Origin of the sequence: Mycobacterium sp. IS-1556, assembly GCF_001499985.1 — a bacterium.
GTDB lineage: Bacteria > Actinomycetota > Actinomycetes > Mycobacteriales > Mycobacteriaceae > Mycobacterium.
Genome location: NZ_LQIM01000038.1, coordinates 47,565 through 70,461, shown reverse-complemented (window position 1 = coordinate 70,461; position 22,897 = coordinate 47,565). Strand labels below are relative to the sequence as shown.

23 protein-coding genes and 1 tRNA gene are annotated in these 22,897 nt (G+C 67.6%); 13 read left to right on the top strand and 11 right to left on the bottom strand.

Annotated elements, in window-relative coordinates; all coding sequences use genetic code 11:
• Both AU187_RS18630 and AU187_RS18625 read left to right on the top strand, forming a co-directional pair.
• Entirely contained in the window at positions 1–495 is a 495-nt protein-coding gene (locus AU187_RS18630; RefSeq protein WP_059098858.1) for a low molecular weight protein-tyrosine-phosphatase, read from the top strand.
• Positions 495–1,322 carry an SURF1 family cytochrome oxidase biogenesis protein gene (locus AU187_RS18625; RefSeq protein WP_059098857.1) on the top strand — a complete coding sequence of 276 codons (828 nt, stop codon included), beginning with the start codon at positions 495–497 and terminating at the stop codon, positions 1,320–1,322. The genes AU187_RS18630 and AU187_RS18625 overlap by 1 nt, the downstream gene beginning before the upstream one ends.
• Here the strand turns inward: AU187_RS18625 and AU187_RS18620 are convergent.
• Positions 1,276–2,250, bottom strand: a complete 975-nt coding sequence (locus AU187_RS18620; protein ID WP_059098856.1) for a cobalamin biosynthesis protein — start codon at positions 2,248–2,250, stop codon at positions 1,276–1,278. The genes AU187_RS18625 and AU187_RS18620 overlap by 47 nt on opposite strands.
• Positions 2,251–2,306: 56 nt before the next feature.
• Positions 2,307–2,615 (bottom strand): hypothetical protein, encoded by a 309-nt coding sequence (locus tag AU187_RS18615; RefSeq protein ID WP_156425442.1) that lies wholly within the window; start codon positions 2,613–2,615, stop codon positions 2,307–2,309.
• Positions 2,616–2,778: 163 nt separating this feature from the next.
• On the opposite strand from AU187_RS18615, the gene AU187_RS18610 reads away from it, so the two are divergent.
• Positions 2,779–3,453, top strand: coding sequence for a winged helix-turn-helix transcriptional regulator (locus AU187_RS18610; RefSeq protein ID WP_059098854.1), 675 nt, complete (start codon positions 2,779–2,781; stop codon positions 3,451–3,453).
• A gap of 8 nt (positions 3,454–3,461) precedes the next feature.
• Here AU187_RS18610 and AU187_RS18605 read toward each other — a convergent pair.
• The 4 genes from AU187_RS18605 to AU187_RS18590 form a co-directional block, all read right to left on the bottom strand.
• Positions 3,462–3,533, bottom strand: a tRNA-Val gene (locus tag AU187_RS18605).
• A 45-nt stretch (positions 3,534–3,578) separates the two neighbouring features.
• Positions 3,579–4,043 carry a peroxiredoxin gene (locus tag AU187_RS18600; protein ID WP_059098853.1) on the bottom strand — a complete coding sequence of 155 codons (465 nt, stop codon included), beginning with the start codon at positions 4,041–4,043 and terminating at the stop codon, positions 3,579–3,581.
• The gene (locus tag AU187_RS18595; protein WP_059098852.1) at positions 4,040–4,468 is read right to left on the bottom strand and encodes a DUF3052 domain-containing protein; all 429 of its coding nucleotides are present in this window, start codon (positions 4,466–4,468) and stop codon (positions 4,040–4,042) included. Before AU187_RS18595 ends, AU187_RS18600 begins: the two co-directional genes overlap by 4 nt.
• Before the next feature lie 117 nt (positions 4,469–4,585).
• Positions 4,586–5,113 carry an Rv2240c family protein gene (locus AU187_RS18590; protein ID WP_172800317.1) on the bottom strand — a complete coding sequence of 176 codons (528 nt, stop codon included), beginning with the start codon at positions 5,111–5,113 and terminating at the stop codon, positions 4,586–4,588.
• A gap of 222 nt (positions 5,114–5,335) precedes the next feature.
• On the opposite strand from AU187_RS18590, the gene aceE reads away from it, so the two are divergent.
• The 7 genes from aceE (at position 5,336) to AU187_RS18555 (ending at position 14,923) form a co-directional block, all read left to right on the top strand.
• Positions 5,336–8,125: a pyruvate dehydrogenase (acetyl-transferring), homodimeric type gene (gene aceE / locus AU187_RS18585; protein WP_059098944.1), complete on the top strand. Its 2,790-nt coding sequence runs from the start codon at positions 5,336–5,338 to the stop codon at positions 8,123–8,125.
• An 83-nt stretch (positions 8,126–8,208) separates the two neighbouring features.
• Complete coding sequence (locus AU187_RS18580) at positions 8,209–9,519, top strand: PucR family transcriptional regulator (protein WP_059098851.1); 1,311 nt, start codon at positions 8,209–8,211, stop codon at positions 9,517–9,519.
• Positions 9,520–9,637: 118 nt separating this feature from the next.
• Entirely contained in the window at positions 9,638–10,555 is a 918-nt protein-coding gene (locus AU187_RS18575) for an ACP S-malonyltransferase (RefSeq protein WP_172800316.1), read from the top strand.
• A 64-nt stretch (positions 10,556–10,619) separates the two neighbouring features.
• Positions 10,620–10,922 carry a meromycolate extension acyl carrier protein AcpM gene (acpM, locus tag AU187_RS18570; protein ID WP_059098849.1) on the top strand — a complete coding sequence of 101 codons (303 nt, stop codon included), beginning with the start codon at positions 10,620–10,622 and terminating at the stop codon, positions 10,920–10,922.
• Entirely contained in the window at positions 10,919–12,169 is a 1,251-nt protein-coding gene (gene kasA, locus AU187_RS18565) for a 3-oxoacyl-ACP synthase KasA (RefSeq protein WP_059098848.1), read from the top strand. Before acpM ends, kasA begins: the two co-directional genes overlap by 4 nt.
• Positions 12,170–12,192: 23 nt before the next feature.
• On the top strand, positions 12,193–13,464 hold the full coding sequence (gene kasB, locus AU187_RS18560) for a 3-oxoacyl-ACP synthase KasB (RefSeq protein WP_059098847.1): 1,272 nt from the start codon (positions 12,193–12,195) through the stop codon (positions 13,462–13,464).
• 37 nt (positions 13,465–13,501) lie between these two features.
• Positions 13,502–14,923 (top strand): acyl-CoA carboxylase subunit beta, encoded by a 1,422-nt coding sequence (locus AU187_RS18555; protein ID WP_059098846.1) that lies wholly within the window; start codon positions 13,502–13,504, stop codon positions 14,921–14,923.
• On the opposite strand, the gene AU187_RS18550 is transcribed toward AU187_RS18555, so the two are convergent.
• Positions 14,924–15,673, bottom strand: coding sequence for an SDR family oxidoreductase (locus AU187_RS18550; RefSeq protein ID WP_059098845.1), 750 nt, complete (start codon positions 15,671–15,673; stop codon positions 14,924–14,926).
• An 87-nt stretch (positions 15,674–15,760) separates the two neighbouring features.
• Here AU187_RS18550 and AU187_RS18545 point away from each other — a divergent pair, with 87 nt between their 5' ends.
• Positions 15,761–16,642: a LysR family transcriptional regulator gene (locus AU187_RS18545; protein WP_059098844.1), complete on the top strand. Its 882-nt coding sequence runs from the start codon at positions 15,761–15,763 to the stop codon at positions 16,640–16,642.
• Between the two features lie 36 nt (positions 16,643–16,678).
• Here the strand turns inward: AU187_RS18545 and AU187_RS18540 are convergent, their stop codons facing one another.
• Both AU187_RS18540 and AU187_RS18535 read right to left on the bottom strand, forming a co-directional pair.
• Complete coding sequence (locus tag AU187_RS18540; protein ID WP_059098843.1) at positions 16,679–18,220, bottom strand: glycerol-3-phosphate dehydrogenase/oxidase; 1,542 nt, start codon at positions 18,218–18,220, stop codon at positions 16,679–16,681.
• Entirely contained in the window at positions 18,217–18,795 is a 579-nt protein-coding gene (locus tag AU187_RS18535; RefSeq protein WP_059098842.1) for a TetR/AcrR family transcriptional regulator, read from the bottom strand. Before AU187_RS18535 ends, AU187_RS18540 begins: the two co-directional genes overlap by 4 nt.
• Before the next feature lie 59 nt (positions 18,796–18,854).
• Between AU187_RS18535 and AU187_RS18530 the strand changes: the two genes are divergently transcribed.
• Both AU187_RS18530 and AU187_RS18525 read left to right on the top strand, forming a co-directional pair.
• A complete protein-coding gene (locus tag AU187_RS18530; protein ID WP_156425444.1) occupies positions 18,855–20,435 on the top strand; it encodes an FAD-binding oxidoreductase in 1,581 nt (526 codons plus the stop codon).
• Positions 20,432–21,346, top strand: coding sequence for a diacylglycerol kinase (locus AU187_RS18525; protein ID WP_059098840.1), 915 nt, complete (start codon positions 20,432–20,434; stop codon positions 21,344–21,346). The genes AU187_RS18530 and AU187_RS18525 overlap by 4 nt, the downstream gene beginning before the upstream one ends.
• 97 nt (positions 21,347–21,443) lie before the next feature.
• On the opposite strand, the gene AU187_RS18520 is transcribed toward AU187_RS18525, so the two are convergent.
• The gene (locus AU187_RS18520) at positions 21,444–21,956 is read right to left on the bottom strand and encodes a DUF3145 domain-containing protein (protein ID WP_059098839.1); all 513 of its coding nucleotides are present in this window, start codon (positions 21,954–21,956) and stop codon (positions 21,444–21,446) included.
• Positions 21,957–22,064: 108 nt separating this feature from the next.
• A complete protein-coding gene (locus AU187_RS18515; protein WP_059098838.1) occupies positions 22,065–22,889 on the bottom strand; it encodes a serine hydrolase domain-containing protein in 825 nt (274 codons plus the stop codon).
• Positions 22,890–22,897: the final 8 nt, after the last annotated feature.

Below are 22,897 nucleotides of genomic sequence, written 5' to 3'. Positions count from 1 at the left end.
GTGTCTGAACCGCTGCACGTGACGTTCATCTGCTCGGGAAACATCTGCCGGTCCCCGATGGCGGAGAAGATGTTCGCCCATCAGATCGGTGAACGCGGCCTGGGTCACGCCGTCCGCGTGTCAAGTGCCGGCACCGGTGGCTGGCACGCCGGTGAGCCCGCCGACCGCCGGGCCAGCCACGTGCTGCGTGAGCACGGCTATCCGACCGCGCACCGCGCCGCCCAGGTCGACGACGACCACATGTCCGCCGATCTGGTGATCGCACTGGGCCGCAACCACGTCCGGATACTCAAGGATCTGGGCGTGCCCACCGAACGGATCCGGATGCTTCGCTCGTTCGATCCGCGGTCGGGCGCCCACCCCCTCGACGTCGAAGACCCCTACTACGGCGACCACGCCGACTTCGAGGCCGTCTTCACGGTCATCGAAGCGTCGTTGCCGGGTGTGCACGATTGGGTCGACGAGCATCTTGCCGGCCGGGGGCTTGCGAGCTGATGCGCCGGTGGACGTTCTTGTTGCGGCCGTCATGGCTGGCACTGTTCGTCGTGGTGGTCGCGTTCGCCTATCTGTGCTTCACCGTGCTCGCGCCGTGGCAGCTGGGCAAGAACACCAAGACCTCACGTGAGAACGCGCAGATCGCGAACTCGCTGAAGGCCGAGCCGGTGCCGGTGGCATCGCTTCTGCCGCAGCAGGATTCCGCGGCGCCCGATGCGCAGTGGCGCCGCGTCACCGCCAGCGGGCGCTACCTGCCGGAAGGGCAGGTGCTCGCTCGGCTGCGAATGGTGGAAGGCGAACCGGCATTCGAAGTGTTGGTGCCGTTCGACGTCGACGGCGGGCCGACTGTTCTCGTCGACCGCGGATACGTCCGGCCGGTGGAGGCCTCCGGGGTGCCCGAGATCCCGCCCGTGCCCGCCGAAACGGTGACCATCGCCGCGCGGTTACGCGACTCCGAGTCGGTGGCGCAGGGCAAGGAACCGTTCCGCCGCGACGGCATCCAACAGGTCTACTCGATCAACACCGAGCAGATCTCGGCGATCACCGGGGTGCCGCTGGCGGGTTCGTATCTGCAACTGGAGCCGGAGCAGCCCGGCGGGCTCGGCGCGATACCGCTGCCGCATCTGGACGCCGGACCGTTCCTGTCGTACGGAATCCAGTGGATAGCGTTCGGCATCATCGCGCCGATCGGATTGGGCTACTTCGTCTATGCCGAGGTGCGCCAACGCAGGCGGGAGAAGGCCGCACAGGAGGCGGCGCAGGCTGCGCCCGACGCGCCGCTCACGACGGAAGACAAGCTCGCCGACCGCTACGGCCGACGGCGCTGAACGCCAGCGCCGCACCGGCGGCGGCGATTTGGACGGCCCGGGACAACCGCACCGCCCGCCGAAGATCGGCCACCCGCGGCGGTGCACCGTCGCCGAGTGTGGGCCGGATTTCCAGCCGGTCGGCGTACCGGGTAGGCCCGCCGATCCGCACCCCCAGCGCGCCCGCGAAGGCGGCTTCCGCCACGCCGGCGTTCGGGCTGGGATGACGGCCGGCGTCGCGCCGCCATGCGCGCAGCGCCGCGACGGGAGAGCCGCCGACCACGGGCGCGCACGCAGCGACCAGGACCGCGGTCGCACGCGCGGCCAGATAGTTTGCGACATCATCGAAACGAGCTGCCGCCCAACCGAACCGCAGATAGCGAGCGGACCGGTGGCCGATCATTGCGTCGAGGGTGTTCGTGCCGCGGTAGATCAGCACAGCGGGAACCCCGCCGACGGCCGCCCACAGCAGGGGTGCCACATGGGCGTCCGAGGTGTTCTCCGCGACCGATTCCACCGCCGCCCGGGTGAGCCCGGCCTCGTCGAGCGCCGCCGGATCGCGGCCGCACAATGCGGGCAGCAGCCGTCGTGCAGCTGCGACGTCGCCGCTGTCGAGGTGCCGGGCCATTTGGCTGCCGGCGCGGGAAAGCGAGGTCCCGCCCAGCGCGACGAACACCGTCGCCGCCGTGGTGACCGCGACCGGAACCGCGCCCCGGCGCCGGGCGACATGGTCTACCGCCACCCCGAGCACCCCCAGCGCGCCGAGCAGCGCAGCGGTGTGCAGCACCCCCGCCGAGCGTGTGTCCGCGTACGTGCGACGCTCCAAAGCCGCTGCGGCGCTCCCGAAGACGGCTACCGGATGGCCGCGCCGCGGGTCACCGAACAGCGCGTCGGCAGCACAACCGGCCGCGATCCCCGCCACGCGTGCAGGTGAGGCCGGCGCAAACATCCCGCGAGCGTCTCACAAGGGGGCCTGTTCGTACGCGTGAGGTTGGACCGTCGCTCCTAATGACACACCCAAGCCGTGTCGATGCTGAATCGATAGCAAACCTGGGTAGGTTGCCCGGCGCTGCTGAACCAATGCTGCGACTGGGAACCGTCGTCGAGCGTGTACTTGCAGCTGTAGTAGCGGTCCCTGGGTTTGAACTGGCCTTGTGCTCGCTCGAATATTCCATCGGAACTGGTGCAGTTCTGGGCGAGTTGATCCTCGGTGGTCCGCGGTGGCCTGGCGTCGGCCTCCGGTGCAGCGAACAGTGCTGCGCCGGCGGCAAGGGCGACGGTTGCGGCAACCAACGGTATCGGCCTGTCGCTCATCTTGATCTCCTCACTTGGATTGGCTCCTGAGATGAGCGTCGCCCGGCCGGTGTCGGCCAACCAGTAGCAAATCTGTACTGGGTCGCTTCGAACCTGTACCGACGCCGGCCGCCGTGCCACGCTGTATGAAGCGGATCCGCCGCGAGGTGAGGAGCCAGCGGAAATGTCGTCTTATGGCCAGTTCTGTCCCGTGGCCAAGGCCATGGAGTTGCTCGACGAACGCTGGACGATGCTGGTTGTCCGCGAATTGCTTTCGGGGAGCACCCATTTCAACGACCTGCGCCGCGGGGTACCCAGGATGTCGCCGACGTTGTTGTCCAAGCGCCTGCAGACCCTGATACGCGCTGGGGTCGTGCAGCGCATCGACGACGATGGCCACCCGTCCTACGTGCTCACCCAGTGCGGTCGCGAACTCATCGACGTGGTGACCGCTCTTGGCTCTTGGAGTCTGCGCTGGATCGGTGATCTCGGCGATCAGGATCTCGACCCACACCTGTTGATGTGGGACATCCGCCGCACCGTGCCTACCGATCGATGGCCCGCGGGCCGCACGGTGGTGGCTTTTCGGCTCTCCGGCGTCGCCCCGAAGGCCGCGTCATGGTGGTTGATCGTCGCCGACGGCCGTGCCGACATCTGCGATTTCGATCCCGGTTACGACATCGCCGCAACGGTATCCACCAGCTTGCGCACGCTCACCCAGGTTTGGCGCGGCGACCTGGCGTGGTCACACGCCGTCGGCAACGGCTCGATCACCATCGACGGCCCGTCCCTGATCCGGCGTTCAATCCCGAACTGGATCGGGCAATCGACACTGGCGCCCGTTCCCCGCCCGGCGTGACCTGTGAGTGGGCGCGGACGGTATCGAACCGCCGACCGCTGGTGTGTAAAACCAGAGCTCTACCACTGAGCTACGCGCCCTTGCAGGGCAAGCTACACGGCGATGACCTGCGACAGGAAATCAGCTCAGCCGGACCGCAACGCCGCCAGCGCGTCCGTCCATAGCGCTTGATCGCGGGCCTCGCCGGGCTGTTTCATCTCGGCGAACCGGACGATGCCGGTGCGGTCCACGACGAACGTGCCGCGGTTGGCGATGCCCGCGTCCTCGTTGAACACCCCGTAGGCCGACGCGACGGCCCCGTGCGGCCAGAAGTCGGACAACACGGGGAACGTGAAGCCGCTCTGCGTCGCCCACACCTTGTGGGTGGGCGGCGGACCCACGGAGATGGCCAGCGTCGCGGTGTCGTCGTTCTCGTACTCAGGCAGCCGGTCGCGGATCTCGTCGAGCTCGCCCTGACAGATGCCGGTGAACGCCAGCGGGAAGAACACCAAGAGCACGTTCTTCGCGCCCCGGAAGTCGCTGAGCGTGACGGTCTGACCGTTCTGGTCCTTGAGCGTGAAGTCGGGCGCTTCGGTACCAACCTCGATCACGAGCGTCTCCCCGCCGCCTTGCTCTTCGGTTGCACCAGCCGGCTGGCGATCCAGTCGCCGAGGTTCGCCGAGGAGGTCTGCATCAGCCCGGCCGTGGGAGCCGACTCGGCGATCTCGGCCGGTTGGACGTGGCCGGGCTTGCCCGTCTTCGGGGTCACCACCCAGATCACGCCGTCGTCGGCCAGCGGAGTGATCGCGTCCATCAGCGCATCCACCAGGTCGCCGTCGTCATCGCGCCACCAGAGCAGTACCACGTCGATGACCTCGTCGGCGTCCTCATCGAGCAGCTCGCTGCCGCACGCCTCCTCGATGTCGGCTCGGATGTCGTCGTCGACGTCTTCGTCCCAGCCCAGTTCCTGTACAACCTGATCTTTTTGGATGCCCAGTCTGTGGGCGTAGTTCGGGGCGTCATCCGCCGCGACCACCGTTGGTCCTCCTTCAGCCGGCTCGGGCGCACGTTGCGCTCGGCGTTATCTTGGGCCCTATCGTCGCACGCCGGGGTCCGCCCGCACGTGCCTGGCGGCAAGGTTGGTCAATATCGGTCAGTATGCGGCGTCACAGAGGTTGAGCGCGGCGGTCTTGGAGTCGTTGAGCCGGGTGATCGCCGCGTTGAACTCATCGGGCCCGTAGTTACCGGCGATCGCGGTGGCCACGCCCCTGGCGGCGTCGACCCACCCGTTGAGCGCGTCCCTGAGCTCTGGGCTGAGCGCGTCGGAGACGCTGCGCGCGACCATGTCGGCGCTGTGGTTCAGCGCATCGATCGCCGGGCCCGCCTTGGCCTGCACGTCGGCGGCGTTCTGGTTGAACGCATCGACGTACGCGTTGACCGCGGTGATCGCATCGACGCTGGTGGAACTGAGCGTCTCGCACGAGGAGTGGATCGCCTCCTTGGTGATGGAGGACTGGCGTTCGGACTCCCGGGCGCTGGAACTGGCGGCCGACTCCTCCAACGAGGCCGAAACCGACGCCCGGTACACCGGCGCCTCGGCGGCGTCCACCTGCGCGGTGCCCTCGGTGACGCTGCTGCATCCCACGACGACCATGGCGGCGGTGGCCGAGATGCCGACCATCAGTGCGCCGATCTGCAGCGGTTTTTTCACCAGCGCACCGATCACCACGGCTGCAGACGTTACCGGGTCGGTCCGGCGATCGTCGGTTGGTTCCACTCACCACCCCACCTGTGCGGGTGGGGCAGGATGGGAGAAGGATGGAATCCGCCGCCCACGCGCAAGCGTAGAAAACATCTGCGTCGAGTGCGTGAGCACCTGAAACCGCCTACCAAGGAGCGGAAGTTGACCACCGAGTTCGTGCGCCAGGATCTGGCCCAAAACTCCTCCACCGCAGCTGAACACGACCGGGTGCGGGTGATCCGTGAGGGTGTCGCGTCGTACCTACCCGATATCGATCCCGAAGAGACCAGCGAATGGCTGGAATCGTTCGACCAGCTGTTGGAACGGTCCGGCCCGGCACGGGCGCGCTACCTCATGCTGCGCTTGCTGGAGCGCTCCGGCGAACAGCGCGTGGCCATTCCGGCGCTGACGTCGACGGACTACGTGAACACGATCCCCACCGAGCTGGAACCCTGGTTCCCCGGCGACGAGGATGTCGAGCGTCGCTACCGAACCTGGATCCGGTGGAACGCCGCGATCATGGTGCACCGCGCGCAGCGGCCGGGAGTCGGTGTGGGCGGCCATATTTCGACGTACGCGTCGTCGGCCGCCCTGTATGAGGTCGGCTTCAACCACTTCTTCCGCGGCAAATCGCATCCGGGCGGCGGCGACCAGGTGTTCATCCAGGGCCACGCATCGCCCGGCATCTACGCGCGCGCGTACCTGGAGGGCCGACTGTCCGCCGAGCAACTCGACGGCTTCCGCCAGGAGCACAGCCACCCCGGCGGCGGGCTGCCGTCGTATCCGCATCCGCGGCTGATGCCCGACTTCTGGGAGTTCCCCACCGTCTCGATGGGGCTGGGCCCGATGAACGCCATCTATCAGGCCCGGTTCAACCACTATCTGCACGACCGCGGCATCAAGGACACCTCCGACCAGCACGTCTGGGCGTTCCTGGGCGACGGTGAGATGGACGAGCCCGAGAGCCGCGGCCTGGCGCACGTCGCGGCGCTGGAGGCCCTGGACAACCTCACGTTCGTCGTCAACTGCAACCTGCAGCGCCTCGACGGGCCGGTGCGCGGCAACGGCAAGATCATCCAGGAACTCGAGTCGTTCTTCCGCGGCGCGGGCTGGAACGTCATCAAGGTGGTGTGGGGCCGCGAGTGGGATGCGCTGTTGCACGCCGACCGCGACGGCGCGCTGGTCAACCTGATGAACACCACACCCGACGGCGATTACCAGACATACCGGGCCAACGACGGCGCCTACGTGCGCGACCACTTCTTCGGCCGCGACCCCCGCACCAAGGCCTTGGTCGAAAAGATGTCGGACTCCGAGATCTGGAACCTCAAGCGAGGCGGACACGACTACCGCAAGGTCTACGCCGCCTACCGCGCCGCCGTCGAGCACAAGGGCCAGCCGACGGTGATCCTGGCCAAGACCATCAAGGGCTATTCGCTGGGCGCGCACTTCCAAGGCCGCAACGCCACCCATCAGATGAAAAAGCTTGCGCTGGAAGACCTGAAGTACTTCCGCGATGCGCAGCGCATCCCGATCAGCGACGCGCAGCTCGAGGAGAACCCGTATCTGCCGCCGTACTACCACCCCGGCCCGGAGGCACCCGAGATCCGCTACATGCTGGACCGGCGGCGCTCGCTCGGCGGGTTCCTGCCCGAACGTCGCACCAAATCCAAGGCGCTCACCCTACCCGGCCGCGACACCTACAAGGCGCTGAAGAAGGGGTCGGGTAAGCAGGAGGTGGCCACCACCATGGCCACGGTGCGGACGTTCAAGGAGCTGTTGCGCGACAAGGAGATTGGCTGGCGCATCGTCCCGATCATCCCGGACGAGGCCCGCACGTTCGGCATGGACTCCTGGTTCCCCAACCTCAAGATCTACAACCGCAACGGTCAGCTCTACACCTCGGTGGACGCCGAGCTGATGCTCGCGTACAAGGAAAGCGAAGTCGGCCAGATCCTGCACGAGGGCATCAACGAGGCCGGCTCCTCGGGCAGCTTCATCGCGGCCGGCACGGCGTACGCCACCCACAACGAACCGATGATCCCGGTCTACATCTTCTATTCGATGTTCGGGTTCCAGCGCACCGGCGACAACCTGTGGGCGGCCGCCGATCAGATGACGCGCGGGTTCCTTCTCGGCGCCACCGCGGGACGCACCACACTGGTCGGCGAGGGTCTGCAGCACGCCGACGGGCACTCGCTGCTGCTGGCGGCGAGCAACCCGGCCGTCGTCGCCTACGACCCGGCGTTCGCCTACGAGATCGCCTACATCATCGAAAGCGGCCTGCACCGCATGTACGGCGAGAACCCGGAGAACGTCTACTTCTACATGACCATCTACAACGAGCCCTACGTTCAGCCGCCGGAACCGGAGGACCTCGACGTCGAGGGCCTGCTGCGCGGCATCTACCGCTACCGGCCGGCACCCGAGAAGCGGTCGAATGCGGCGCAGATCCTGGTGTCGGGGGTGGCCATGCCGTCGGCGCTGAAGGCCGCCGAGATGCTCGCCGACGAGTGGGATGTCGCCGCGGACGTGTGGTCGGTGACCAGCTGGGGCGAGCTGAACCGCGACGGCGTGGAGATCGAGAAGCAACGGCTGCGTCATCCGGACCGGCCGGCGGGTACGCCCTACATCACCAAAACCCTGGCCGAGGCGCAGGGCCCGGTGATCGCGGTGTCGGACTGGATGCGCGGGGTGCCCGAGCAGATCCGGGCCTGGGTGCCGGGCACCTACATCACGCTGGGCACCGACGGGTTCGGCTTCTCCGACACCCGGCCCGCCGCACGGCGGTACTACAACACCGACGCGGAGTCGATCGCCGTCGCCGTGTTGGAGGGGCTGGCCCGCGACGGCAACATCAATCAGTCCGTCGCGGTCGAGGCGGCGGCCAAGTACGAGATCGACGACGTGATGGCCGCGCCCGAGCAGACCTCGGATCCCGGAGTGGCTTAGGCCACGACATTGGACCCGGAGTGGCTTAGTTGTCGGGCAGCGCGTTGGAGGGTTCCTCCATCTCGGTGGCGTAGCCTTTATGGATGCCTGACAACAGGTACGTGCCGCCGAAGTCGACGGTCGAGGTTCTCGAGACCGTGCCCGACTCGGTGCTGCGCCGGTTACAGCAGTACTCGGGCCGACTGGCCACCGAGGCGGTGCGGGCGATGGAAGAGCGGTTGCCGTTCTTCGCCGAACTGGAGGCATCGCAGCGCTCCAGCGTGCAATTGGTCGTGCAGACCGCGGTGGTCAACTTCGTCGAGTGGATGCGTGACCCGCAGAGCAATGTCAGCTACACCGCGCAGGCCTTCGAAGTCGTCCCCCAGGATCTGCGGCGGCGCATCGCGCTGCGGCAGTCGGTCGAGATGGTCCGCATCACCATGGAGTTCTTCGAAGAGGTGGTGCCGCTGCTGGCCCGCTCGGAGGAGCAGCTGACCGCGCTGACCGCGGGCATCCTGAGATACAGCCGCGATCTCGCGTTCGCCGCGGCCAGCGCCTACGCCGATCAAGCGGAGGCACGTGGCGCGTGGGACACCAGGATGGAAGCCAACGTTGTCGACGCCGTGGTGCGCGGCGACACCGGCCCGGAGTTGCAGTCCCAGGCCGCCGCGCTGAACTGGGACGCCACGGCGCCCGCCACGGTGATCGTGGGCCTGCCACAACCCGACCGGGTCGATCTGGCCAGCGACGACGTACACGACGTCGTTAAGCGCAACGGCCGCGCGGCGCTGTCGGACGTGCACGGCAACTGGCTGGTCGCGATCGTGTCGGGAGCGCTCTCCCCGACCGACCGGTTCCTGACCGAAATCCTGACGGTGTTTGCCGACGGGCCGGTGGTGGTCGGTTCCACCGCCACCACGCTGGCGAACGCCCACCGCAGCGCTACCGAGGCCATCGCGGGCATGAACGCCGTGGCGGGCTGGAGCGGGGCGCCCCGGCCGGTGCCTGCGCGCGAACTCCTGCCCGAACGTGCGCTGCTGGGCGACGTGACGGCGATCGCGGCCTTGGAAACCGAGGTGATGAGGCCGCTGGCCGACGCCGGACCCGCGTTGACCGAGACGCTCGACGCCTATCTGGATTCCGGCGGCGCGATCGAAGCGTGCGCACGCAAATTGTTCGTTCATCCAAATACCGTCCGCTACCGGCTGCGGCGGATCGCCGACTTCACCGGCCGTGATCCCACGGTTCCGCGCGACGCCTACGTGCTGCGGGTGGCCGCAACCGTGGGCCGACTCGGCCGCCAGCCATACCAAACGAGCACAGCAAACATGATCACTGCGCTGCGGCACGCGCCGCCCGCGGAAGCGCTGGACATACCGCTGCCGGGCAGCGAGATCGCGGGCGGATATCAGTAGCGTCGCATCACAGGCAGTTTTGTGGGGTTTCCACAAAAACATAAGACGAGGTTCATAATCTCTTACACCGCGCAAACCCGTCTTCACAGTGTTTTCTTAATTCGTGCCTCAGAAAAGCGTGCTTGCACTTCTCGCGCCCGGACAGGGTTCCCAGACACCCGGCATGCTCGCCGCGTGGCTGGAGCTGCCCGGTGCCGCCGAGCGGCTCGCCGCCTGGTCCGAGATCAGCGGGCTGGACCTGACCCGGCTGGGCACCACCGCGACCGCCGAGGAGATCACCGACACCGCGGTGACCCAGCCGCTCGTCGTGGCGGCCACCCTGCTGGCTCACGAGGAGCTGACCCGGCGCGGCCTGATCGCCGGACGTGCAGACCAGGAAGTCGTCGTAGCGGGCCACTCAGTCGGTGAAATCGCCGCCTACGCGATCGCCGGCGTGCTCTCGGCCGACGACGCAGTCAAGCTGGCGGCCACCCGTGGTGCCGAGATGGCCAAGGCGTGCGCTGTCGAACCGACCGGCATGGCCGCGGTGCTCGGTGGTGAGGAAGCCGACGTGCTCGCCCGCCTTGAGGCGCTCGACCTGGTGCCCGCCAACCGCAACGCCGCGGGACAGATCGTCGCCGCCGGCGCCGTCGCCGCGCTGGACAAGCTCGTCGAGGATCCGCCGGAGAAGGCGCGGGTGCGCAAGCTGGCCACCGCGGGCGCTTTCCACACCCACTACATGGCCTCGGCGCTGGACGGATACGCCGCGGCCGCCGAAGGTGTAACGATCTCTGAGCCCACCGCGAAGCTGTTGTCGAACGCCGACGGTCAGCCGGTCGTCTCGGCGACCGACGCCATGAGCAAGCTGGTGGCGCAGATGACCCGGCCGGTGCGCTGGGATCTGTGCACCGAGTCGATGCGCGAACTCGGTGTGACCGCGCTCGTCGAGTTCCCGCCCGCCGGGACGCTCGCGGGCATCGCGAAAAGAGAACTTCGGGGGGTGCCGACGCACGCCGTCAAGTCCCCCGCTGACCTGGACGGGCTCTCGGAGCTCTAGCCAGTACAACCACATATCGAACGTCATTCCCACGAAGTAACAACCCCAATTAGAAGGAGCCATTGTGGCCGCCAGTCAGGATGAAATCATCGCCGGTCTCGCCGAGATCATCGAAGAGGTCACGGGTATCGAGCCTTCCGAGGTCACCCCGGAGAAGTCGTTCGTCGACGACCTGGACATCGACTCGCTGTCGATGGTCGAGATCGCCGTGCAGACCGAGGACAAGTACGGCGTGAAGATCCCCGACGAGGACCTCGCCGGTCTGCGCACCGTCGGTGACGTCGTCACCTACATCCAGAAGCTCGAGGAAGAGAACCCCGAAGCCGCCGCGGCCATCCGCGCGCAGATCGAAGCCGATCGGGCATGAGTAGACCTTCCACTGCTAACGGCGGTTTCCCCAACGTCGTCGTGACCGCCGTCACGGCGACCACGTCGATCGCGGCGGACATCGAGAGCACGTGGAAGGGGCTGCTGGCCGGCGAAAGCGGCATCCGCGTCCTCGAGGACGAGTTCGTCACCAAGTGGGACCTGCCGGTCCGCATCGGTGGGCACCTCGTCGACGCGATCGACGACCATATGACGCGACTGGACATGCGGCGGATGTCGTATGTCCAGCGCATGGCCAAGTACCTCAGTGGCCAGCTCTGGGAGACCGCGGGTACGCCTGAGGTCGATCCGGATCGCTTCGCCGTGGTCGTCGGCACCGGTCTGGGTGGCGGCGAGAAGATCGTCGAGACCTACGACGCGATGAACGAGGGTGGCCCCCGCAAGGTGTCGCCGCTCGCCGTGCAGATGATCATGCCGAACGGTGCGGCCGCGGTGATCGGTTTGCAGTTGGGCGCCAGGGCCGGGGTCATCACCCCGGTCTCGGCGTGCTCATCGGGTTCGGAGGCCATCGCCCACGGCTGGCGCCAGATCGTGATGGGCGACGCGGATATCGCCGTTGTCGGCGGTGTCGAGGGCGGAATCGAGGCGCTGCCGATCGCGGCGTTCTCGATGATGCGCGCGATGTCGACCAACAACGAGGATCCTGCGGGTGCGTCCCGGCCGTTCGACAAGAACCGCGACGGTTTCGTCTTCGGCGAAGCCGGTGCGCTCATGATCATCGAGACCGAGGAGCACGCCAAGGCCCGCGGCGCCAAGCCGTTGGCCCGCCTGATGGGTGCGGGCATCACCTCTGATGCCTTCCACATGGTGGCGCCCGCCTCCGATGGTCTGCGTGCGGGCCAGGCGATGAAGCGTGCGATGGAAACCGCGGGCCTGGCGCCCAAGGACATCGACCACGTCAACGCCCATGCCACCGCGACCTCGATCGGCGATGTCGCCGAGGCCAACGCGATCCGGTCGGCCGGCGTCGAGCACGCGGCGGTCTACGCGCCGAAGTCGGCGCTCGGCCACTCCATCGGAGCGGTCGGCGCGCTGGAGTCGGCATTGACCGTGCTCTCGCTGCGTGACGGCGTCATCCCGCCGACGCTGAACTTCGAGACCCCCGATCCTGAGATCGATCTCGATGTGGTTGCAGGCGAGCCTCGTTACGGCGACTTCCAGTACGCCATCAACAACTCGTTCGGCTTCGGTGGACACAATGTCGCCCTGGCCTTCGGGCGCTACTGAGCGGAAGGGACTTTCGAGCAGTAATGGCAGGGTTGACGCGTTCAACTCGGCTCTCCACGGGGGCCGGTTTCCCCAACGTGGTCGTCACGGGTATCGCCATGACGACCGCACTGGCAACCAGCGCGGACGACACCTGGAAGAAGCTGCTGGACGGTCAGAGCGGCATCCGCAAGCTCGAGGATCCGTTCGTCGAGGAGTATGACCTGCCGGTTCGCATCGGCGGGCATCTCCTCGAGGACTTCGACCACGAGATGACGCGGGTGGAACTGCGCCGATTGTCGTATCTGCAGAAGATGTCGACGGTGCTGGGCCGCCGGGTGTGGGAGAACGCCGGCACGCCCGAGGTGGACCCCAAGCGGCTGATGGTGTCGATCGGCACCGGCATGGGCTCCACCGAGGAGCTGGTGTTCAGCTACGACGGTATGCGCGCCAACGGGCTGAAAGCGGTTTCGCCGCTGGCCGTGCAGATGTACATGCCGAACGCCGCAGCCGCGGCGGTGGGACTGGAGCGCAAGGCTCGCGCCGGGGTGGTCACTCCGGTGTCGGCCTGCGCATCGGGGTCGGAGGGCATCGCGCACGCGTGGCGCAACATCGTGCTCGGCGAGGCCGACGTCGCGATCTGCGGTGGTGTGGAGACCAAGATCGAGGCGGTGCCGATCGCCGGCTTCGCCCAGATGCGAATCGTGTTGTCCACCACCAACGATGACCCGGCCGGTGCGTGCCGACCGTTCGACAAGGACCGTAACGGGTTCGTGTTCGGCGAAGGCGGTGCACTGATGGTCATCGAGACCGAAGAGCACGCCAAGGCCCGCGGCGCCAACATTCTCGCCCGGATCATGGGAGCCAGCATCACCTCGGACGGCTACCACATCGTGGCGCCCGATCCGAACGGTGAGCAGGCCGGTCACGCGATGACGCGTGCGATCGAACTTGCCGGCCTGCAGCCCACCGACATCGACCACGTCAACGCGCATGCCACCGGCACCAGCGTGGGCGACGTGGCCGAAGGCAAGGCGATCAACAACGCGATGGGCAGCCACAAGCCGGCGGTGTACGCACCGAAGGCGGCGCTCGGCCACTCGGTCGGCGCAGTCGGCGCGGTGGAGTCCATCCTGACCGTGATGGCGTTGCGCGACGGCATCATTCCGCCGACGCTGAACCTGCGCAACCTGGATCCGGAGATCGATCTGGACGTGGTCGCCAGGGAGCCGCGGTCGGGCAATTACCAATACGCGATCAACAACTCGTTCGGATTCGGTGGGCACAACGTCGCGCTCGCCTTCGGGAAGTACTGACACTCCCCCAGGGATCCAGCGCTACAGGAGGTTTTAGATGACGACCATGGCCCCCGAGGCAGTCGGCGAATCGCTGGATCCCCGCGACCCGCTGCTGCGGCTGAGCACCTTCTTCGACGACGGCAGCGTCGAGTTGCTGCACGAGCGGGACCGCTCGGGCGTGCTCGCCGCCGCCGGAACCGTCAACGGCGTGCGCACCATCGCGTTCTGCACGGACGGCACCGTCATGGGTGGGGCCATGGGCGTCGAGGGCTGTGCCCACATCGTCAACGCCTACGACCAGGCCATCGAGGAGCAGAGCCCGATCGTCGGGATCTGGCACTCGGGTGGCGCGCGGCTGGCGGAAGGCGTAAAGGCGCTGCACGCGGTCGGTTTGGTGTTCGAGGCGATGATCCGGGCGTCCGGATACGTTCCGCAGATCTCGGTCGTCGTCGGCTTCGCCGCCGGCGGCGCGGCTTACGGTCCGGCGCTGACCGACGTGATCGTGATGGCGCCCGAAAGCCGGGTCTTCGTCACCGGTCCCGATGTGGTCCGCAGTGTGACCGGCGAGGACGTCGACATGGCGAGCCTCGGCGGGCCGGACACCCACCACAAGAAGTCCGGCGTGTGCCACATCGTCGCCGACGACGAGCTCGACGCCTACGAGCGCGGCCGTCGGCTGGTCGGATTGTTCTGCCAGCAGGGCCATTTCGACCGCGCCAAGGCCGAGGCCGGCGACACCGACCTGCACGCGCTGCTGCCCGAGTCGGCGCGCCGCGCATACGACGTGCACCCGCTCGTCGAAGCCCTGTTGGACGAGGGTGTGCCGTTCGAGGAGTTCCAGGGCAAGTGGGCCCCGTCGATCGTCATCGGGCTCGGCCGGTTGTCTGGTCGCACCGTCGGCGTCATCGCCAACAACCCGCTGCGCCTCGGCGGCTGCTTGAACTCCGAAAGTGCGGAAAAGGCAGCGAGATTCGTGCGGCTGTGCGACGCGTTCGGCATTCCGATCGTCAACATCGTCGACGTCCCCGGATACCTGCCGGGCGTGGATCAGGAGTGGGGCGGCGTCGTGCGGCGCGGGGCCAAGCTGCTGCACGCATTCGGCGAGTGCTCGGTCCCGCGCGTCACGCTGGTGACGCGGAAGATCTACGGCGGTGCGTACATTGCCATGAACTCGCGGTCACTGGGCGCGACGAAGGTGTACGCCTGGCCCGACGCCGAGGTCGCGGTGATGGGCGCCAAGGCTGCGGTTGGCATCCTGCACAAGAAGAAGTTGGCCGCCGCTCCGGAGGACGAGCGCGAGGCGTTGCACGAGCAGTTGGCCGCCGAGCACGAGAAGATCGCCGGCGGAGTGGATTCCGCGATCGACATCGGCGTCGTCGACGAGAAGATCGACCCGGCGCATACCCGGTCGAAGCTGACGCAGGCGCTGGCCGAGGCGCCGGCGCGCCGCGGCCGCCACAAGAACATCCCGCTGTAATCAGCGGGTGGTGTAGCCGCCGTTGGCGAAAATCGTCTGTCCGGTGATCCAGTGGCCCTCATCGGCGAGGAACACCACGAACGGCGCGATGTCCTCGATGTTTGTGAGCCGGCCGCCCATGGCCTGCGACTTGTGGAACTCGACGCGCTCGGGCGTCTCCTGCCCGTAGAAGAAGGGCGTGTCCATCGGGCCGGGCCCGACGTTGTTGACATTGATGCCGCGCGCCATGAATTCCTTGGCGGCCGCCCGGGTGAAGTGCTCGACCGGGCTCTTGGCTCCGGCGTACGTCGAGTAACCGTCGGTGAAGGCTGCAAGCAGTGCGGTGACGATGGTGGTCACCGATCCACCGTCGGCGAGCTTGCGGCCAGCCTGCTGCAAGAAGAAGTACGCGGCCTTGGAGTTGATGTCGAACATCGAATCGTATTCGTCTTCAGTCGTTTCCATGATGGGCTTGCGCAGCACCTTGCCGACGGTGTTGACCGCGATGTCCACGCTGCCGAAGGCGTCGATCGCCGCGTCGAACAGTTTCTCGACGTTGCCCGGAACCGTCAGGTCGCCCTGAACCTTGACGGCCTTGGCGCCTGACCCTTCGACCTGGGCGACGGTCTTGTCTGCATCGGACTCGGTGGCGGGGCTGTTGTAGTGGACCGCCACATTGACGCCGCGTTCTCCCAGCGTGGTGCTGATCAGGCCGCCGAGGTTCTTCGCTCCGGCGGCGACGACTGCTGACTTGCCTGCGAGGTTGCTCATAGTGCCGACCGTAATCAGAAAATCGACAAATGAGAAACGCATAAAACCGCACTATTGACAAACAACAGTTGTAGATAGGCTGTTCGCATGGCACGCGCCATTCCGGACCTTCGCCGTCTGCGACACTTCATCGCGGTCGCCGACGCCGGCGGGTTCACCCGCGCCGCCGAAGCGTTGCATCTCAGCCAGCAAGCGTTGAGCAGTTCGGTACAGCAGCTGGAAAAGGAGCTTGACGCAAAGCTTTTCGAGCGGGTCGGGCGGCAGGTATCGCTGACACGTGCCGGTCGGTTGCTGCTCGCGGAGGGCCAGACGCTACTCGCCGCCGCGCACACCGTCGCCGACCACGTGCACCGCGTGGCGGCGGACACCGAGGCGGTGTTCGTTGTGGGCCACACTCCGGCGTTGAGCAGCGCCGAGGTCTACACGCTGATGGAGCCCGCGATCGCGGCGTTCACCGACACGTCGTTCACCTTCCGGCAGATGTTTCCCGATGTCCTGGTCGCCGGCCTGCTCGACGGCTCAGTACACCTCGGCCTGCGCCGCGGTGTCGTGCCGCCGAGCAACCTGGCAGGCGCGGTGATCGGCTACGACCGCGTCCGCGTGGCCGTTCCCGCCGACCATCGGCTCGCGACCCGCCGGAAAGTGGACATTCACGACCTCGTATCGGAACGGATTGCGCTCTGGGCCCCTCCGGGTGCGTCGTATTACAGCGATTTTCTGATGAGCGCGTGCCGACGCGCTGGTTTCGAACCGGGCTATGTCGTCAGTCGTGTGCAAGGAGCCGCCACTGTCGCGGCGCCGCTGACCACCGGGGCGGTCGGGTTCGTCACGGCACCCGCGGGGCCGGCGATGGGCGGTCGGGTGACGGTCGTCGACCTGGTACCCGTGCTGCACGTTCCGGTTCAAGCGCTCTGGCAACGGCATACGTCGTCGGCGGTGCGGGATGCGGTGGTGACTCCGGACAAGTGAATCCGCTCGGCGACCACCGCCCAGTGCCGGGCGTGGTCAAAGTTGAGATTTCGCCAGCATTTCCTGCGCGACGCCCACGACCCGTTCCCGGTCGGACTCCACCAGGCCGATGCGGGTGCGGCGGTCGACGATGTCGTCGACGTTCAACGCGCCCTCGTGGGTCACCGCATACTCGAATTCCGCGCGGATCACGTCGATTCCCTCGGCGACAGGTTCGGTCGACCGATCGCAACTCGCCGCCGCGATCACGTTCGGTGCCTCTGCACCGAAGCGTGAGAGCAACGAGCCCGGCATCTCCGGTGGATGACGAAGGGTGGCAACAGGATTCGACGGCGCGCCGACCAGCGGCAGATTGCGGGTGCGGCAGCGCGACGCCGTCAGCCCCCGCAAAGCGATGGACTGGTCGAGCACATCCTCGGCCATGTGCCGGTATTCGGTGAGCTTGCCGCCGATGACGCTGATGACGCCCGACGGTGATTCCACCACCGCGTGATCGCGCGACACGTCGGCCGTGCGGCCGCTACCGGTGTCGATGAGCGGTCGCAGGCCCGCGTAGGCGCCGATCACATCCGACGGCGTCAATGCTACGGCCAACGCGGTGTTCACGGTGTCCAGCAGGAACGAGATTTCGTCCGGCGAGGGTTGCGGCACATCGGGTATGGGCCCCGGCGCGTCCTCGTCGGTCAGCCCGAGGTAAACCCGACCCAACTGCTCGGGCATAGCGAACACGAAGCGGTTGATCTCGCCGGGGATCGGGATCGTCAGCGCCGCAACGGGATTACCGAACGCCGCCGCATCGAACACCAGGTGCGTTCCGCGGCTGGGCCGCAGCTTGATCGACGGGTCCACCTGTCCCGCCCACACTCCGGAGGCGTTGATCACCGCGCGCGCGGTGACGTCGAAGGACTCACCGGTGAGCTGGTCGGTCAGCATCACCGAGGTCCCGGTGGCCGACGACGCCGCGACCCGGGTCAGGACGCGGGCACCGTGCTGCGCAGCGGTGCGCGCCACGGCGGTGACCAGGCGGGCGTCGTCGATCAACTGCCCGTCGTATGCGAGCAATGCACCGTCGAGTCCGTCGCGCCGCACGGTGGGCGCCAGTTCGGCGGCACGGCGCGCATCGATCCGCCGCGACCGGGGCAGCGCCGAAGCCGGTGTGCCCGCCAGTTTGCGTAGGCCGTCGCCGGCCGCGAAGCCGAAGCGCACCAGCGCACGCGACGCCGCATTCATCGACGGAAGCAGCGGAACCAGCTGCGGCATGGCCGTGACGAGATGAGGCGCGTTGCGGGTCATGAGGATTCCGCGTTCGACGGCGCTGCGCCGGGCGATGCCGACATTGCCCGTCGCCAGGTATCGCAGCCCGCCGTGCACCAGCTTCGAGCTCCACCGGCTGGTGCCGAACGCCAGGTCGTGCTTTTCCACCAACGCGACGCTCAGCCCGCGGGTGGCGGCGTCCAGCGCGATGCCGGCGCCGGTGATACCGCCGCCGATCACCAGGACGTCGACCCACTCACCGTCGGCGAGTGCAGCCAGTTCGGCAGCGCGGCGCGCGGCGTTCAACGCCGTTGAGCCGCTCACGGTGCGAGGTATCCGTTCAAGGCGCGGGCCAATTCGGCGTTGAGCGAATCGCGGTCCAACAGCTTTTCGACCATCTGCGCCGACTGGATCGTCGACTGCGTGATGAGCAGGCACATGGCGCCGATCTGGTGTGGGTCGCCGGGTCGGACGCTGCCCTCGTCCTGGGCCGCCTTGATCGCCGTCGCGAGTGCATCGACAAGGATCATCTGGCTCGTGCCCAGCCGGTTGGCGATGTAGACCATGGCGAACTCGGGCGCGTCGTGCAGCACCGACATGACGACCTCGTCGTTGCGCACGTGCTCGGCCACTGCGACGACGCGTTGCACCAGTGCTTCGCGGCCGGGTCCGGTGTCTGGCACCGCCTCGAGCACACCGGCGATGCGCGACGTCATCAGCGCCGCGAGCACGCCGTTGGTATCCGACCAACGGCGGTAGATGGTCGGGCGGCTCATCCGTGCGCGCCGAGCGATCTCGGTCATCGTCACCCGTTTGACACCGACGGCGAGCACGCATGCCGCCGCGGCCTCGAGGACGCGGTCCTCGACGGACGATTGATCGTTACGGATTGACGACATGTGTAATACTGTAACGCATGACGCGTCCGGATGCTCACCACACCGCCCTCCTGCCACCGATGAAGTGGAACGCCTGGGGCGATCCAGCGGAAGCCAAACCACTGTCCGACGGCATCCGCGCGCTGCTCGAACAAGCGCTCGGCGTGCAGGAATCCGCGACGTCCGAACTGCGGCCCGACGAGGTCAGGGTGCGGCCGTCGTCGCTGTCCGCCGCTGACCGCGATGCGTTGACGGGCATCGTCGGGTCGGACTACTGCCGAGTCGACGACCAGGGCCGGCTGCTGCGGGCAGGCGGTAAGTCCACGCTGGATCTGTTGCGCCGCAAAGACACCGGCGTGCAGGACGCACCCGACGCCGTGGTGCTACCGGGAAGCGAGGACGAGATAGCCGCAATCCTGCACTTCTGCAGTGACCACCGGATCGCCGTCGTACCGTTCGGCGGCGGCACCAGCGTCGTCGGCGGCCTGGACCCCCTCCGGGGCGATTTCAGCGCGGTGGTCTCGCTGGATCTGCGCCGCCTGAACGAACTGCACTTCCTCGACGAGGTGTCCGGAGAAGCCGAGCTCGGCGCGGGGATGACGGGACCGGACGCCGAACGCCTGCTGGGCGAACGCGGCTTCTCCCTCGGCCACTTCCCGCAGAGTTTCCAGTTCGCCACCATCGGCGGTTTCGCTGCGACCCGGTCGTCGGGTCAGGACTCCGCGGGCTACGGGCGGTTCAACGACATGGTCCGTGGCCTGCGGGCGGTGGCGCCGGTCGGCGTGCTGGACCTCGGACGCGCCCCAGAGTCGGCGGCGGGACCGGATCTGCGGCAGCTGGTGATCGGTTCGGAGGGCGTGCTGGGCGTCATCACCCGCGTGCGGGTGCGGGTGCATCCGGTTCCGACTGCGACGCGTTATGAGGCGTGGTCGTTTCCCGATTTCGCGACCGGCGCCGACGCGCTGCGCGCCGTCGTCCAGACCGGCACCGGTCCGACGGTGATCCGGCTGTCCGACGAGGCTGAGACCGGGGTGAACCTCGCGACCACCGAGAGCATCGGCGAAAAACAAGTCACCGGAGGCTGTTTGGCGATCACGCTGTTCGAGGGCACCGAGGCGCACGTCGCCAGCAGGCATTCGGAAACGCGCGCGGTGTTGGAGGCCGCCGGCGGCACGTCGCTCGGCGAGGAACCCGCGCGGGCATGGGAGCACGGCCGGTTCGGGGCGCCGTATCTGCGTGACTCGCTGCTCTCTGCGGGCGCGCTGTGCGAAACCCTCGAGACCGCGACGAACTGGTCCAACGTGCCGGCGCTGAAAGTCGCCGTCACCGAAGCGTTGACGAACGCGCTGGCCGAATCGGGCACGCCCGCTCTGGTGCTGTGCCACATTTCGCATGTGTATCCCACCGGCGCATCGCTGTACTTCACCGTTGTCGCCGGGCAGCGGGGCAATCCGATCGAGCAGTGGCGCAAGGCGAAGGCCGCCGCATCGGATGCGATGGTCCGCACTGGGGCCACCATCACCCACCACCACGCGGTCGGCGCCGACCACCGGCCGTGGATGCGCGACGAGATCGGGGACCTCGGCGTCGAGATTCTGCGAGCCGTCAAGGACAAGCTCGACCCGGCGGGAATCCTCAACCCCGGCAAGCTGGTTCCATGACGTTTCAGGGTCGCGTCACGATGCTGACCAACCCCGCGTCGGGGCACGGCAGCGCGCCGCATGCGGCCGAACGCGCTGTTGCTCAGTTTCATCGGCGCGGCGTGGACGTCGTCGCGATCGCAGGCACCGACGCCGAGCACGCGCGGCGACTCGTCGAGGGTGCGCTCGAACGCGGTATGGATGCGCTTGTCGTCGTCGGCGGGGACGGCATCATCTCGCTTGCGCTGCAGGTGTTGGCGCAGACCGAGATACCGCTCGGCATCATTCCGGCGGGCACCGGCAATGACCACGCGCGCGAGTTCAGGATCCCCACGCGCGATCCCGAGGCCGCGGCCGACGTGGTGGTCGACGGCTTGGTCGGCGGTGTCGCGCAAACGATCGACCTAGGGCGCATCCGCGGCGCGGACGGCACCGACAAGTGGTTCGGCACGGTGATGGCGGCAGGTTTCGATTCCCTGGTCACCGACCGCACCAATCGGATGCGCTGGCCGCACGGCCGGATGCGATACAACCTCGCGATGGTGGCCGAGCTGTCGAAGCTGCGACTGTTGCCTTTTCGGCTGACGTTCGACGGCGAGGAGGTGACGACGGAGTTGACGCTGGCCGCGTTCGGCAACACCCGCAGCTACGGCGGCGGCATGCGCATCTGCCCCGACGCCGACCCCACCGACGGTCAACTCGACGTGACGATGGTTGCCTCGGCGTCGCGAACCAGGCTGATCCGGCTGTTCCCCACCGTTTTCAAGGGCACGCACGTAGATCTCGATGAGGTTCGCACAGCGCGGGCGAAGACGATACGGGTCGACTCCCCGGGCATCAACGCGTATGCCGACGGCGAGTACGTGTGCCCGCTGCCGGTCGAAGTGACGGCCGTTCCCGGCGCGCTGAACATCTTGACGCCCGCCACATAACGCGAGCAGACGCAAATTGCCTCATTTCGGCCCATTTCTGGGGCAGTTCGCGTCTGCTCGGCGAGGCGAGGACCCAGCCCAGCTCGGCGAGGAGACCTCAGCCGACTCCGCGGCTGAGCCAGCTCACCTCCGCGCCCGCACCGCCGTCTCGGTATGCCTCGAGCGCCTCATCCCACGCGGTGCCCAGTACCGAGTCCAGCTCGGCGGCCAGCGTGTCGGCGCCCGAAGCCATCAGCGCGCGCAACCGCATTTCGCCGACCATCACGTCCCCGTTGGCGCTCATCGACCCGCTCCACAGACCCAGTTGAGGGGTGTGGCACCAGCGGTGGCCGTCGACGCCGGGGCTGGGATCCTCGGTCACCTCGAACCGCAACACCGACCACGAGCGCAGCGCGCTGGCCAGCGCCGCGCCGGTGCCCACCGGACCCACCCAGTTGGTGACCGCACGCAGCTGTCCCGGCATGGCCGGCTGCGGAGTCCACTTGAGGTTTGCCCGGGCCTGAAGGGTCGACGACAACGCCCACTCGACATGCGGGCACACCGCCGCGGGTGAGGCGTGGATGTAGACCACGCCCGTCGTCGCGTCGGCGAACTGGTTCGACGCACGCATAGCTGCTCCTTCGGCTCCACGAGGGACGTCTTCCCCAAGCGGCCTCGCGAAATCCGAATTACAGCTGTGTCGTGCGTGTCTATTGTGCCCTGTGAGACGCCTGTTGCGCTAGTCTGCGCCGAATTCTCTCAGGACTTCGTCAGACAACTCCCGCCACGGCTCGTATGCCCAGTCCCCGAAATCCCGGTCGGTCAGCACGACCAGCGCCAGATCGGCCTGCGGATCGGCCCACAAAAACGTCCCTGACTGGCCGAAATGCCCGAAAGTGCGGCCCGAGTTCCCGGTGCCCGTCCAGTGCGGGGACTTGCCGTCGCGGATCTCGAAGCCCAACCCCCAGTCGTTGGGGCGCTGTACCCCGAAGCCCGGTAGCACGCCATCCAGGCCGGGAAACTGCACCGAGGTCGCCTCGGCGTGCAGCTGCGCCGACACCGTGACCGGCCGCAGCAGGTCGCCGGCGAACGCTGCCAGATCGGCCACCGTCGACGTCGCGCCGTAGCCCGCGGCCGCCGCTCCACCGTCGAGTGCGCTGTCGGTCATCGCGAGCGGTTCGAACACGGCTTCGGTCAGATACCGCGCGAACTCGATGCCGGTGGCCTTCTCGAGCGTCTCGGCGAGCACCTCGAAGCCGTAGTTGGAGTAGACGCGGCGCGTCCCCGGTTCTGCCATCGTCTCCGCCGAGTGCATGGAGTAGCCGGCCGCGTGCGCAAGCAGATGACGGACGGTGGCGCCCGGCGGGCCCGCCTCGGTGTCGAGGTCGACGGCGCCCTCCTCGACACCGACCTGCACCGCGCGGGCGGCCAGCAGCTTGGTGACCGACGCCAACGCGAACCGGTGGCGGACATCGCCGCACTCGGCCAGCACGCCGGACGGTCCGACCACGGCGGCGGCGGCATCCGGAACAGGCCAATCGGCCAGGGCATCGAGCGCGCTCATCGCGCCGA

Excerpts from the sequence above, each read along its gene's own strand:
- AU187_RS18625 (WP_059098857.1), top strand. The coding sequence starts at position 495 with ATGCGCCGGTGGACGTTCTTGTTGCGGCCGTCATGGCTGGCACTGTTC.
- AU187_RS18620 (WP_059098856.1), bottom strand. The coding sequence starts at position 2,250 with ATGTTTGCGCCGGCCTCACCTGCACGCGTGGCGGGGATCGCGGCCGGT.
- AU187_RS18615 (WP_156425442.1), bottom strand. The coding sequence starts at position 2,615 with ATGAGCGACAGGCCGATACCGTTGGTTGCCGCAACCGTCGCCCTTGCC.
- AU187_RS18610 (WP_059098854.1), top strand. The coding sequence starts at position 2,779 with ATGTCGTCTTATGGCCAGTTCTGTCCCGTGGCCAAGGCCATGGAGTTG.
- AU187_RS18590 (WP_172800317.1), bottom strand. The coding sequence starts at position 5,113 with ATGGTCGGCATCTCGGCCACCGCCGCCATGGTCGTCGTGGGATGCAGC.
- AU187_RS18580 (WP_059098851.1), top strand. The coding sequence starts at position 8,209 with ATGCCTGACAACAGGTACGTGCCGCCGAAGTCGACGGTCGAGGTTCTC.
- kasA (WP_059098848.1), top strand. The coding sequence starts at position 10,919 with ATGAGTAGACCTTCCACTGCTAACGGCGGTTTCCCCAACGTCGTCGTG.
- kasB (WP_059098847.1), top strand. The coding sequence starts at position 12,193 with ATGGCAGGGTTGACGCGTTCAACTCGGCTCTCCACGGGGGCCGGTTTC.
- AU187_RS18555 (WP_059098846.1), top strand. The coding sequence starts at position 13,502 with ATGACGACCATGGCCCCCGAGGCAGTCGGCGAATCGCTGGATCCCCGC.
- AU187_RS18550 (WP_059098845.1), bottom strand. The coding sequence starts at position 15,673 with ATGAGCAACCTCGCAGGCAAGTCAGCAGTCGTCGCCGCCGGAGCGAAG.
- AU187_RS18545 (WP_059098844.1), top strand. The coding sequence starts at position 15,761 with ATGGCACGCGCCATTCCGGACCTTCGCCGTCTGCGACACTTCATCGCG.
- AU187_RS18535 (WP_059098842.1), bottom strand. The coding sequence starts at position 18,795 with ATGTCGTCAATCCGTAACGATCAATCGTCCGTCGAGGACCGCGTCCTC.
- AU187_RS18530 (WP_156425444.1), top strand. The coding sequence starts at position 18,855 with ATGAAGTGGAACGCCTGGGGCGATCCAGCGGAAGCCAAACCACTGTCC.
- AU187_RS18525 (WP_059098840.1), top strand. The coding sequence starts at position 20,432 with ATGACGTTTCAGGGTCGCGTCACGATGCTGACCAACCCCGCGTCGGGG.
- AU187_RS18520 (WP_059098839.1), bottom strand. The coding sequence starts at position 21,956 with ATGCGTGCGTCGAACCAGTTCGCCGACGCGACGACGGGCGTGGTCTAC.
- AU187_RS18515 (WP_059098838.1), bottom strand. The coding sequence starts at position 22,889 with ATGAGCGCGCTCGATGCCCTGGCCGATTGGCCTGTTCCGGATGCCGCC.